Annotated in this window: 11 protein-coding genes; 6 read left to right on the top strand and 5 right to left on the bottom strand. The window is 58.2% G+C overall.

All coding sequences use genetic code 11. The annotated features are described in order from the left end of the window. Positions 1-11 precede the first annotated feature (11 nt). From PSTEL_RS00905 to PSTEL_RS00890, 4 genes are all read right to left on the bottom strand, one after another. A complete protein-coding gene (locus PSTEL_RS00905; RefSeq protein WP_038699894.1) occupies positions 12-680 on the bottom strand; it encodes a hypothetical protein in 669 nt (222 codons plus the stop codon). A gap of 200 nt (positions 681-880) precedes the next feature. Beyond that, positions 881-1,546, bottom strand: a complete 666-nt coding sequence (locus PSTEL_RS00900) for a GNAT family N-acetyltransferase (RefSeq protein WP_038692953.1) — start codon at positions 1,544-1,546, stop codon at positions 881-883. 13 nt (positions 1,547-1,559) lie between these two features. Beyond that, entirely contained in the window at positions 1,560-2,417 is an 858-nt protein-coding gene (locus PSTEL_RS00895; RefSeq protein WP_038692952.1) for a carbon-nitrogen hydrolase family protein, read from the bottom strand. 352 nt (positions 2,418-2,769) lie between these two features. After that, positions 2,770-3,942, bottom strand: coding sequence for a YCF48-related protein (locus tag PSTEL_RS00890; protein ID WP_038692951.1), 1,173 nt, complete (start codon positions 3,940-3,942; stop codon positions 2,770-2,772). Between the two features lie 243 nt (positions 3,943-4,185). Between PSTEL_RS00890 and PSTEL_RS00885 the strand changes: the two genes are divergently transcribed. The 4 genes from PSTEL_RS00885 to PSTEL_RS00870 all read left to right on the top strand — a co-directional run bounded on the left by PSTEL_RS00885 (position 4,186) and on the right by PSTEL_RS00870 (position 9,215). Continuing rightward, the gene (locus PSTEL_RS00885; protein ID WP_038692950.1) at positions 4,186-6,261 is read left to right on the top strand and encodes a transglycosylase domain-containing protein; all 2,076 of its coding nucleotides are present in this window, start codon (positions 4,186-4,188) and stop codon (positions 6,259-6,261) included. Between the two features lie 266 nt (positions 6,262-6,527). Continuing rightward, a complete protein-coding gene (locus tag PSTEL_RS00880) occupies positions 6,528-7,193 on the top strand; it encodes a DNA-3-methyladenine glycosylase (RefSeq protein ID WP_052098098.1) in 666 nt (221 codons plus the stop codon). 269 nt (positions 7,194-7,462) lie between these two features. Beyond that, positions 7,463-8,653, top strand: a complete 1,191-nt coding sequence (locus tag PSTEL_RS00875) for a stalk domain-containing protein (protein WP_038692949.1) — start codon at positions 7,463-7,465, stop codon at positions 8,651-8,653. A gap of 82 nt (positions 8,654-8,735) precedes the next feature. Next, positions 8,736-9,215, top strand: coding sequence for an AbrB/MazE/SpoVT family DNA-binding domain-containing protein (locus tag PSTEL_RS00870; RefSeq protein WP_038692948.1), 480 nt, complete (start codon positions 8,736-8,738; stop codon positions 9,213-9,215). Between the two features lie 152 nt (positions 9,216-9,367). On the opposite strand, the gene PSTEL_RS00865 is transcribed toward PSTEL_RS00870, so the two are convergent. Continuing rightward, a complete protein-coding gene (locus PSTEL_RS00865; RefSeq protein WP_038699890.1) occupies positions 9,368-9,874 on the bottom strand; it encodes a YwhD family protein in 507 nt (168 codons plus the stop codon). Between the two features lie 122 nt (positions 9,875-9,996). Here PSTEL_RS00865 and PSTEL_RS00860 point away from each other — a divergent pair, with 122 nt between their 5' ends. Further along, complete coding sequence (locus PSTEL_RS00860) at positions 9,997-12,006, top strand: M1 family metallopeptidase (RefSeq protein WP_038692947.1); 2,010 nt, start codon at positions 9,997-9,999, stop codon at positions 12,004-12,006. A gap of 9 nt (positions 12,007-12,015) precedes the next feature. Next, positions 12,016-12,846 carry a hypothetical protein gene (locus tag PSTEL_RS00855; RefSeq protein ID WP_038692946.1) on the top strand — a complete coding sequence of 277 codons (831 nt, stop codon included), beginning with the start codon at positions 12,016-12,018 and terminating at the stop codon, positions 12,844-12,846. The last annotated feature ends 95 nt before the right edge of the window (positions 12,847-12,941 follow it).

Below are 12,941 nucleotides of genomic sequence, written 5' to 3'. Positions count from 1 at the left end.
GGCGGCTCTTGCTACAGAGGCAGCAGGGCGACCGATTCCCACATCCGCAGGCCCGCCACCATATCCTCCCATGCCTTCGGCTTGTCCGGCAGTACCGAGTAGTAGCGGGTCAGGAAATCGGCCACGAGCGCCGCCGGGATATGGCTCATCTCATCATCGCCGGGCATGAAGCAAAGATCCAGACCGCTCACGGCTTCCCCGTCTCCCTGCCAGGATGGATGAACATACGGGAAATCGATGCGTTGGTAGCCAAGATGCGACAGCACCTCACGGCGGACAAAAGGGTCCATCGGCTTGATGCCGCCGAAGCTGTAATCCGCGCGATAAGGGTCGTAAATCTCGGCGAACATGCCGAGAAGCTGTGTGCCGTTCTCCGCCGCCAGCACATTCAGATCCTTCATCCGGTTCTGCGCGAGAAAGCGTCCGATTCCGAGTCCTTCCCGTCCGATGATCGTGAAATCGGTCATCGCCACGTTCCAATCGGGGTAATACCGGTATTCGGTCGCCCCTACGACCTCGCCTTCATGCACCGCCACGAACACCCGAATGCCCGGGTCTTCGAGCGGCTCCTTCCACAGATCGAAGGCCAGCACCTCCTCGGGCGGAAAAATCTCCGACATCAGCTTATGAAGTCCCGCGAACAGCGGGTCCGAAATGGCGTTGACTCTTGTAAAGTTCATCAGCACTGCCACCTCTCCCTTTAAGGATAGACTAATTATGGATGGATTTATCCGATGGAGCCGCATGGTTCCGGTCTCCGATTATTCCAGTTTCTTCATTTAAATTCTCTCATTAATATAACACGGAAAATAAGACGCCGCCCGGGCCCCACCCTTGGCCTTCAACCTGACTTCAGAACTTGCGCTTCGGAACTTGCGCTTCAGGCCTTAAAGGGATTCCGCCACTCCATCAGTGCGGCGTAATTCCGCGACTCTTCATCCTCAATGTAATTGTCGGCCACACCGAGCGGCGTTCGGCCGCACCGGAGAAGAAAGGTGATGACCGGGTCCTGCAGACGGCCGGCGACGACCTCCTCCAAATACCGCTCCGCCGACATCTCGGCGGCGTACCGGTGATAGCCCGGCATCCGGCCGGCTCCCAGCAGCCGGTCAAGCTGCAGCTGCACAACGACATGGTACAGGGAGGCGATCAGCTCCCGTCCGAGCCCCAGCTTCCGGTATTTCGGCCGGACACAGATGTCGGCGACATACAGCGAGTTCCCGTCCTGCTTATGATTCCGGATATAGCCGTCATCCGTCACCGCAGGCCAGGAGTGGGCCTTGCCCAAGGGCTGGTAATCCATCAGCAGAGAAGTGACGGAGCCAGCCAGCTCGCCGTTCACCTCGATACAGAGCGCACCCTCGGGAAAATGGGCGATATGGCTCGCAAGCTGTTCCTCGTTCCACCACAAATCGCTCGGATAAGGCGGAGGGAACGCTTCGGACTGGATCTCGATCAGCCCGGCAAAGTCAGCCTCCCCGTAATTGCGGATCAGGGCCGGAACCGGCGTGGCGCGGTCCATGGCATAAAAGGCCTTTCGGTACATCCGTATCTTCCTCCTAGTTCCAATCTGTATACAAATCGGTTCTGCGGTCGCGCCAGGTCGTAACCGAGCCTCGTTCCCGCACGCGGTACAGCAGCTCCAAATCCAGATCCGCCGTGACGATCATATCGTCGTTGATCTCGCCTTCGGCCAGCAGTCCCTTAGGGGGGAAAGGAATATCGTTAGGCGTAATAACGGCCGCCTGTCCGAAATTCGCCCGCATCAGATCGACCGTAGGCAGGGAACCAACCGTTCCCGTCAGCACCACATAGATCTGATTCTCGATCGCCCGGGCATGGCTCGTATACCGCACCCGGTGGAAGCCGTGGCGGTCGTCCGTGCAGGATGGGCAGAAGATGACATCCGCGCCTTTGGCTCTCGCCATCCTCACGATTTCCGGAAACTCGATGTCATAGCAGGTCAGCATGGCGATCGTACCTTTCTCCGTCTGAAAGACCTCAAGGCCTTCTCCCGCCCCCATATTCCAGCCTTCGACTTCGGCAGGTGTAATGTGCAGCTTGGCCTGCTCCTTGATTTGTCCGTCGGGATAAAAAAGATGCGCCACATTGTACAGCTTCCCGTTCCGTCTCAGCACATGGGTGCCCCCGATAATATGGACCCCGTATTTCCGGGCGAAGCCGGCGAACATCTCCCGGTATCTTTCGGTAAAGTCCGGCAGATCCTCAATCCCGAGTGCCCGGCCCTGTCCGTCTCCAATGGACATTAGCTGAGTAGTCAAAAACTCGGGGAACAAAATGAAATCGGCGGCGAATTCCTCCGCCGTCCGGATATAATGCTCGACCTGGGCGGCGAACTCTTCAAATGAAGCGATGGTATGCAAATGGTACTGCACTGCGGATACCCGAAAGCTCATTTATGCGATCCTCCTGGATTCTTCGCGGCGGCCGCACTCCGGTCCCGGAGGCGGTCTGCGGGCGCTTGTTGATTTATGTAGAATTTTAACATACGGGCAGGGGCAACGCGAAGCCCGCCAGTTCCAAAGAGAGACTCCAAAGGGGCTGAAATTGAACAATAGCCGTTCTCCGGAAACAGCCGACGCATTTTCCCAGCCCGGCTCGCATAATCAAAGTCAAAAACAGGCCAGCCAGCAATAACCGGCTAACCTGATCATACGAAAGCCGCCCTCCCCGGAGGGCTGGCGGCCTTGCTTGGTTCATGGCATTTCCCTATTGAGCGGCATCGCCCATTCGTAGTCAGCTATCCGCTTATTTGGCGGCAAATGTGAATTTCACCTTCCAGGTTGCCCCGCCATCCTGCGTCATGTACAGCGAAGAGCCTTCCGGACCTCTGGCGGCAAGCCAGCCGTTCTTCGCTCCGGTGAACGAAATCTTGCCGTCATAGCCCGGGATTCCCGGCAGATTGCTCCATGTCTTGCCGGCGTCATAGGATCGTCCGACGCCTACCTTTTCGCCAGCCGGCGAGTAGCCCAGCAGGAAAGCACCTCCGCCCGCCAGCTGCATATTGCCTGGCTTGCCCGAGACCGGCCCCTTCGGAAGTCCGCTCTTGCCGCTGCCCGGGGCCGGGCCGCCGCCCGCCGTAGACTGGGCGATGACGCGGCGCCAGCTCGCACCGCTATCCCCGCTGGCATAGAGGGAATAGGCGGTCTGGGACATGCCGAAGCCTCCATACAGAACGGTCCATACCTGGCTGCCGCTCGCATACACCTCGGCGTAACCCGGATCCTCAAAGGATGACTTCAGCTCCGTCTTCCAGCTCTTGCCCCCGTCCGTCGTCTTCATGATGCGGTATCCGTCCCCTGCAGCCACCGTCACCGCCCAGCCTGTGCTGCGGCTGGCGAAGTAGGCGCCGCGGGTATTGGCCGGCGTCGTCAGCTTGCTCCACGTCTTGCCGCCATCGCTTGTATAGTAGACGAAGGCCCAGTCGTAAGCGAAGCCGTGAAGACGGTCGCTAAAATCAACGCGGCTGAAGGTCACGGGATGGTCCGACAACCTTTTCCAGTGGGAGCCGCCGTCCGTCGTCGCGATCAGATAACGGCCTGTCTCCCCCTGCTCAAGCGATGCCAGCGCCCAGCCGTATACATTATCGGGAAATTCAATATCGCTGAAGGACCACTGTCCTTCATAAATCGTCTGGAAGGTCAACCCCGCATCGGAAGTGCCGATCAGGAACCCGTTCCCGGCCGCCCGGCCCGTAGTGGCGCTGAGGAACTCAATATCATTGAAGGCAAGCGGTCCGGAGCCCGTCTTCAGCTCTTTCTCCTGCAGGCTCTTCAGCAGACCGTGGTCGCCCGCTCCTCCGGAAGAAGCCGGGGCCGCTTCCACCGCCGAAGCTCCAAAGCCCCACCCGGGGAACGCCAGCAGGATGGCCAGCGCGGCGGCCAGCAGCATGTTCATTTTGCGTACGTTCATCTTGTTCATCCAATTCGCCTCCCGTTATTCATTACCCTGTCCCTTTCCAGGTATATCGCATTCCCGTCCGGAGCATCCACCGCCAAATATCACAAAAAAGGGTCAAAATCTTCACTTTCGACTGCAGAACACTGACATTCCACCCCGGAATCTCCCCGCTCCTGAATGAATATCCCGGCATTCCCTTCCCCATAATGGTAAAAAGAACCCGACTACACACCCATCATTTCACAATAAAGGAGCCTGGTCGCCATGCCGCATCAGTCCCAAGGCCCGTCATCACACCGCAAAAGCCGGCTGCGCCGGTTGTTCCGGCTAATTCTTGGCGCCGCCGTTTTCCTGCTTCTGCTCTCCGGCGCGCTGCTTGGATATCTGTATCAGAAAGACTTGCCGAAAGTGCCGGAGGATACCCGTTCCCGGCTGCTGGACGCCAGGGGAAATGTGCTTGCCGTCTTCTCTCCCGACAACCGGAGCCATCACCCCGTGGGCCTGAAGGAGATTTCCCCCCTGCTTATCCAGGCCACGCTCTCTGTCGAGGACCGCAAATTTTACGAGCACACCGGCTTCAACTTCAAGAGCATGGGCCGCGCGGTTATTGTCAATCTGGAGAACGGCAGCCGCTCCCAGGGCGCAAGCACGCTGACCCAGCAGCTGGCGCGCAATCTGTACCTGTCGCATGAGAAGACCTGGACCCGCAAGGCCAAGGAAGCGATGTACACGCTCCAGCTTGAAATGAAGTACAGCAAGGACGACATTCTCCGCATGTACCTGAATGAGATCTATTACGGCCACGGCGCCTACGGGATTGATGCGGCTTCCGAGATGTATTTCGGCAAACCGGCAGCTTCGCTCGATCTGGCAGAAAGCGCGCTTCTGGCGGGAATCCCCAAGGGACCCACCTATTATTCGCCATACACCCACCCGGATAATGCCAGGAAGCGGCAGCACCTCGTCCTGGCCGCCATGGTGGACCTTGGGGAGATCACACAGGCCGAGGCCGACCGCGCCGAAGCGGAGCCGTGGAACCTGAAGCCGCGGGGACAACAGGCTGCTTCCCTGACCGCCCCCTATTTCCGCGACTATGTCGGCGCAGAAGCTGCCAAGCTGCTCGGCATGACCCCGGATGAGCTGGAGATGGAAGGCCTTAATGTCTATACCACGCTGGACCCGGATATGCAGGCGGCGGCCGAGCAGGCGGTTGCTCATGGGATGGATGGAGCCGGAGACCTGGAGACGGGCCTTGTGTCGATCGACCCCAGAACCGGATTTATCAAAGCGATGGTCGGCGGCGTCAATTACCGGACCAATCAGTTCAACCATGCTCTGGCCACGACGCGCCAGCCCGGCTCGTCCTTCAAGCCGATCATGTATCTGACCGCGCTGTCGGAGAAGGCGATGACCGGCCTCACCGTGTTCAACAGCCAGCCGACCCTGTTCCATTACGACAATAACCGCAAGACATACCAGCCCCGAAATTTCGGGGATAAATACCTTGGCGAAATCAATATGCGCCAGGCGATCGCAGCCTCCGACAATATTTACGCGGTCAATACGATCATGAAGGTGGGCACAGAGAAAGTTATCGAAATGGCTCGAAAAATGGGCATCGACAGCCCGCTGGCCGATGTCCCATCGCTGGCGCTTGGCGCCTCGCCCGTCAGCCCGCTGGAAATGGCCGGAGCCTTCGCGGTGATTGGGAACGGCGGCGTTAAGATGCCGGCAACCTCGATCCTCAAAATTACGGATGCGCAGGGAAATTTGCGGTATGAAGCCCCGCAGGCTCAGGGTGAGAGCATCGTGTCGCCGGCCGCAGCTTATGTGCTGACCCGGCTGATGGAGGGCGTGTTCGAGACGGGCGGGACGGGCAACCGCGTCGCGGCGCTTATCAAGCGGCCCGTGGCCGGCAAGACCGGCACAACGGACACGGATGCGTGGATGGTCGGCTTCACGCCGGAGCTGGCGACCGCAGTGTGGGTCGGGTACGACAAAGGGCGTGACATTACAACGACGGAGGCCCGAAGGGCCGCTCCGATTTTTGCCCAGTACACAGAGACGGCGCTGGAGAATGTGCCGCCGAAGATTTTTCCGATTCCGGAAGGTGTGGTCAGCGTCTATATCGATCCGCAAAGCGGCAAGCTGGCAACCGCCTCATGCCCGGACAAAGTGCTGGAGACCTTCATCGCCGGAACAGAACCGACCGAAGTCTGCGACCGGCACGGAAAAGGACAACCGGCAGAAGAGGCAGGCAAGAACGCAGCAGGTGCGAAGGAAGACGCAGAGGAGAGCCACTCTTGGTGGGGCGACCTGAAGCGCTGGTGGCTGAATTAACAAGGCCCGGCGCTTGCCGGGGGCCGCGGGCCGGATGCCTGATCCGGTCTGACGATGTGTCTTAATAGTGATTCAGTGCGTCAACAGACGCTTGTGGACGCTCGAAGGTTGGTGGCAGAGCCTGACGGGCGCCAGTGGCCCCTAGGGTGGGTGCTTGCCAACTTCTTGGAGGAACAGTTACCATAGAGCCATTGTCAGGAGCGATTTTAAATGCCCGGCAGAGGCGGGCCTGCGCCCGTCAGCTTCAAGGAGGTGCCCCTGCATCTATGGATTTGGACCTGCATTTCATGCCCGGCAGCCCGCTGCCGGCCTCTTTCTTTGCCCTGCCCGCGCTTCAGGCGGCCCCTCTGCTGCTTGGACAGCATCTGGTCCGGCGCACTGAAGACGGCGATATTCGCTGCGTGATCGTGGAGACGGAGAGCTACGGAGGAGCCGAGGACAAAGGCAGCCATGCCTACGGCCGAAGACGGACCGAACGGACGGAGCCGATGTTCAGCCCCGGCGGAACGGCCTATGTATACCTCATATACGGCATGCATAACTGCTTCAATGTAGTGACAGCGGAGGCGGATAACCCCCACGCCGTCCTGATTCGCGCCGTAGAGCCGCTGACTCCAAGGGACGCGTCGCTGATGGCTGCCAACCGGGGAACGCTCATCCGGAAGCCCTCCGATCTGTCAGGAGGGCCAGGCAAGCTGGCGAAGGCGCTCCGGATCGACCGGACCCTGAACGGGCTTCGCATTGACCGCCCGGACGGCCCGCTCTGGCTGGAATGCGGCGGCGACCCCCGCAGGCTGGATGCCGTCCGGGCTCCGCGCATCAACATCGCCTATGCCGAAGAGTACGCCAAGCTGCCCTGGCGCTTCTATCTCAGGGATAATCCTTATGTCTCCATCCATGATCCTGACGCTGAAGCATTCCTTTGGATGTAATGCAGAGAGCCGCTGCGTTTCGGCTGCTTCCTGGCGGGTAAAAACATAAATAGAGCCAAGGACAAACATCTGGCGGCGTCTTTATAGCGCCGCATGTTTTTATATTTCGAAGAAGCCCCTCCTTTAGGCTTTGTGCCGGAGGGGCTTTTGAGCAGGCGTCACCTTACGGCTGATTAATCTGCAACTTTTTTACAGTTATCATCGTCTTATATCATGACCTTATAGATATTCCGGAACGATCCGGAACACGGAAAGAGGTATACCTGCTTATGATCCGAAACCGAGTCTTTCGCATGACCTCCGCGCTGGCTGCAGTCTCCAGTCTGGTGCTGCTGCTGTATGTCCCGGCACCTGCGGGAGCCGCGTCCGCACCGTCCTCCGCATCCAACGCTCCCGCTGCGCAGAGCGCGGCCATCGCAAATGAAATTACGCTGGAGCATTCCGGATTTCGCGAGAACGGAACACTATATATTTCATTACGGGACCTCTCCTCCTATTTGGATCTGCAGCTTTTGTGGAATCCAGACAAAGAGAGTCTGGAGGTTACCGGACTGTACCAGGCGGTCAGCCTCAAGTCCGGACAGGCCGAAGCCTATACCGCCTCCGGCGGCGTGATCACGCTGGGCGGCGAGACCCTGGTCCGGGGCGGTGTGACTTATGTATCCGACAAACTCTTCTCCAAGGCGTTTGGAATTCCGGTGTCCTGGAGAGGAGGAAGCACATTCTCCATTCCCTATGCTTCCAGGTATGTCCTGACCCGGGCAGACCGGCAGCTGTTCTGGCTGAACCGGGAATACGCTGTTCTATACAGCGGCCGGAGCGGCATGGTTCCCCGTTACGCAGGAGCCGTTCAGGCCCACGATCTCGACTGGGTCAGCATGTCCGCGCGAAGAATCAATGATGGAAGCTATGCCGTGGACATCCATAATGTCAGCGGAGAGCCCCACTTAAGCAATACCCGCTGGCGCCTGCTCATCACGGAAGGCTCCGTCATCCGCCAGGCCGTCACCCATTACTGGAACCCCCGCATGTACGGCCTCAAGGAGGATGTCTTTGCCTTTCAGGGCAACCTGGTGATGATGGGCGGGACCACCTTAAGACTTGTCAATCCGGACGGCCATATTTATAAAACATACAATCTGGCGGACATAACCGGCATCGATGATGCCTATGCAGTGGAGGCTGTGGATACAGACTTTTTACTTGTACGGACGTTCCAAAAAGGAACCTTAATCCTGATTGACCGCAGGACTGGCCACAGCGTTACGCTGTACCGTGAACTCTTAAGCGCGGAGGATCAGGCGTGGCTGGAGGCTTACCCGGATACCGAGATCGACTATCCCGGCGACGGGCTCAGCTATGCCGGACGGGAGGGGGATGCGCTTTCATTTGAATGGACATCGTTTGTGAAAGAGCAGAAAGTCCATTTTACCTATAATTTACCCCCCTTCATCTTTTGATTACCCCCCTTATCTTCATAACCAATTACTGCTATAATCATTAAAAACAACCAAATCTGAAGAAGCAAAAGAGGGACATGGGATGAAGGATACAGGCATGATCCGAAGTTTGGACAACCTTGGACGCATTGTAGTTCCCGTAGAAATCCGCATGACACGCAATATCGAAATCGGGGATCCTATCGAGTTTTTTATTTTGGACGATCACATCATCGTATTGCGGAAATACACCTCGACCGAATGCACCTTCTGCAGAAGTCTGGACAACGTTACCTATTTCAAGGATCAATTCATTTGCAGCCGCTGCCTTGGCGAACTGACGAATCCGGGTTCTGAATCGTATTCACCGGCCGGCCAGCCGGATGAGGGAGAGTCCGCGTCCGCTGAGACCGATGCCCTTGGCGGAAGCAGAAAACGGACCAAATCGGATGAGCTCCGTGAACGGCTGGAGCAGATGATGCTGGAGCATCCCGAAGCCAACCAGAAAGAGCTGGCCGAATTGCTCGGCATCAGCCAGGCCAGAGTCAGCCAGCTGAAGCGCAAGCTGGGAAGCGGCCGCTAGTCCGGCTGTAACCACGACAGGCAGCCGCATTACATAGGACGGGCGCGCCGCACAGGCTTCCTGTCTCAGTGCACCTCCCTTCAAAAAAAGGCACCGCGTTCCTTGACCTTCAAGGAATCCGCGGTGCCTTTGTGTCTACAGGGAGCGCATCTTCAGCCCTCCAGAGCCTGCTTCAGCTCTTCGGGCGAGTCATTCCACCAGTCTTCGTTGTGGGACATGAGCAGCGATTTCAGCGCAGCTTTCTCCCTTGATTCGAGCCCTGCGACGTCAATCCGCCGCTTCAGTGCCCGGTCCAGCCTGTTCACATGGTCAGCCAGAATCTTCCATCCCCGCTTCGCTTCGCTGTCAATCCACATTTCGCAGGCGGTAAGCCCTGCGTAATGCTGGCCCTCCGGCGTCCGTTCCACTGCGACCCAGACTACCCAGACCTGTCTTCCCCCGGGCACTTCCTCCCGGTTCGGGGTGAACTTGATGCCGCGCTCTACCTTGCTCTTGGCATGCATCGCGCCGATATCGATTACGGCTTCGCCGTCGTCAATAATGACGGGAGACACGTTGTTCAGATCGATCGAGCCAGCTCCAAATCCTTTATGCTTGCTCTTCGCGTTCACAATATTTAAAGCAATCTGCTTCTTGCCTTCCGGCTGCTTGTCTTCCATGCTCATACCGCGCTCCCTCCCTTTCCTTATGCTTCGGGCAAACCCAGTTTAATTTTAGCTAATATTACGGCCGATGCCAACATATACATCCCGTAGAAGCTTGTCACGGGAGGAATTACTCTATGAAGCGACGATTCCGCACCACCTTATTTATCGCCGTTCCGGCCGCTCTCTGCCTTCTGATCGGGACGGGCCTGTGGGCGCTGCCATCATCCCAGACAGGACTAGAGAGCGCGGCACGGCCCGTCTTCGCGCCCGAAACGGCCAAGTCCCCCTCCGGCTCCCGCCAGGAGACGGCTGTCAAATCCGCTCTGCCCGAGGCGCAGCCTCCCGCATCCGCTCCGGCTCTAAGCCGCCGGATTACCGAGTATCACATCGGGGCGGAGCTGTCGGACGATGCAAGCACCGTGACCGCAACCGAGACGGTAACTTGGACGCATCCCGGCAAGAATCCGGTCAGCGACCTGTACTTCCACCTCTACCCGAACGCCTTCAGTTCGGAGGACACAACCTTCATGACCGAATCGGGAGGCAAGCTGCGCGGCGACACTATGCCCGAGAACGGCTTCGGCTCCATGACGCTTACCGACGTCCGGACGGAGACCGGGGTCTCGCTGCTCCACCGGATGCAGTATGTCCGGCCCGATGACGGCAATGAAGACGACCGCACGCTCGTCAAGATCCATCTTCCCCAGCCGGTGAACGGCGGAGAGAGCGTGACGCTGAAGCTTCAGTTCCAGGTCGCCCTGCCGCAAATTTTTGCCCGCATGGGCCAATCCGGCCGCTTCGTCATGGCCGGGCAGTGGTTCCCCAAGATCAGCGTGTATGAGCCTGCCGGTACGCGCGGAGTCAAGGAAGAGGGCTGGAATCTGCACCAGTATCACGGCAATTCCGAATTTTACAGCGATTTCGGTATTTACAGTGTGGCCATTTCCGTTCCCGCCGATTATACCGTCGCCGCTACGGGCTTCGCGGTCAAGAATCCCAAGACGTCGGGCGGGCGCAAAGTGTACCAGTTCTATGCCGACGACGTCCATGATTTCGCCTGGGCCGCTTCTCCGGACTTTGTCTGCGCCGAGGAGGCCTTCTCTTCGCCCGAAGTTCCGGGGGTCAAAATCAAGCTGTACCTCGACCCGCTGCATCAAGACCTTAAGGAGCGCTATTTCCAGGCAGCGGAGGCCGCGCTCAGCGCCTTCAGCAAATGGTACGGCCCCTATCCCTACACGACGCTGTCCATCGTCGTTCCTCCCCTTTCGGGCAACGGCGCCGGCGGGATGGAATATCCGACACTCATCACCGCGTTCGGGGCTGAGAGCAGCAATCCCGATACGTCGCTGGAGCGGACCGTCATTCATGAGATCGGCCATCAGTATTTCTACGGCATGGTGGCCAGCAACGAATTTGAGGAGGCCTGGCTCGATGAGAGCTTCACCTCCTACGCCGAGGATCGCCTGATGGAGCAGGAATACGGCGTGTCTCCCAACCTTCCGCTGCAGGCCAGCCTCGTGACGTCGCCCAAGCCGCTGACGCTGGATGCCTGGAAATACGGCGGGTCGGACGCCTATACCCAGAATGTCTATATCCGGGGCAAGCTGGTGCTTAAGGATATCGAACACCAGGTCGGCTCGAAGACGATGGATACGATCATGTCCACCTATGCGCGCACCTACCGTTTCCGCCACCCGTCCACCGCCGATTTTCAGAAAATCGTGGAGATAGTAACCCGCGCATCCTGGCAGGATTATTTTGACCGGTATGTCTACGGACAGGGAGCTCCCGACTTCGCAGTAGAGAACATTAAGAAATCGCGAGACAAATCCGGGAACAGCGAGTCCATAGTCACCGTCGCCAACAAAGGGAGCTTCTATCCCGGAGTCAGCGTCCGGTTCACCTTCCAGGACGGGCATGCGGTAATCAAAACCTGGGACGGCCAGGGAGACCGCACTTCGTTCAAGATCGTCTCGGCGTCTCCCCTGCTCTCGGCGGAGATCGATCCCGACCATAACGTTGTGCTTGAGACGAAGCATATGAACAATTTCCGTAAAGCGTCCCTTCCGGCCGCAGCCGTCTCGCGCTGGACGGTTAGTTTGACGAACATAATCGAAGCAGTGCTCGGAATTTATGGATGGTGAGGTGAAGTCATGAGAAACTGGATCGCCCGCGGCTGGAAAAGCGTAAAAGAACAGCTCTATATCCTGATTCTGCTATTTATCTATCGGCTGCTCTGGGGATACTGCCTGTACCGTTTCATAAGATCAGCAGTCGTCCCTGCTCTGCTGCGCTACCCTTCGGAGAATGCTGGAGGCAGCGCGTCCGGCCGGCTGCTGTACTCGGTTGAGGCCCAGCTTGGCCTGCTCCATGACCCGGCCGTGATGCGCTGGCTGTGGACCCTGCTGATTCTGGCGGCCGTCCGCCTGCTTCTTACACCCTTCATTCGTGCTGGACTGCTGTATGAGCTGCATCAGGAGAGCCGCGGAGAACGGGGTCTGTTCTTTTTTTCCGGGATGAAGAAGTATGGCTTGCCGATCCTGCTCTTCAGCGCAATCGAGTGGGTGCTCACCCTTCTCCCCCTATACTGGCTGCTCCCGAAGGGCTTGCAGTTGCTGCACACTTCACCCTCCGGACCTTCACTCCTGCTCACGGTCCTCCCCGTCCTCCTGGCCTGGCTGCTGTATGTGTGGCTCATCCGGCTGCTGCTGCTGTACATGCAGTTCGGATACACCGGAGAGACCGGCATCCTGCCATCTCTGCTCACCGCCCTTCGCCGGTTCCCTTCCGCCGCGGGCATCGGATTCCTGATGGGTGGCGGAAGCCTGCTCGTCCTTGTAATCAGCGCCGCCACAGGCCTGCTGCTTCCGGGCTTCCCTGCTCTGCTTCTCAGACAGCTTGCTCCCCTGCCCTCGCTCGTATTCGGCCTCTGGGGACTTGCCTCTCAATATCATACTTGGCGGGGAGAACGAATAAGATCCTGAGCCCCCCTGGAAAACCCTTTCATTTATGCTATTTTTCAAGAAAAAGAGTTCAGAATCCTTGACGGGAATCTGAACTCTTCTTTTATTTCCCCTTC

It is taken from the genome of Paenibacillus stellifer (assembly GCF_000758685.1).
In the GTDB taxonomy this organism is placed as follows: domain Bacteria; phylum Bacillota; class Bacilli; order Paenibacillales; family Paenibacillaceae; genus Paenibacillus_AQ; species Paenibacillus_AQ stellifer.
This window is presented reverse-complemented; position numbering and strand designations above follow the sequence as displayed.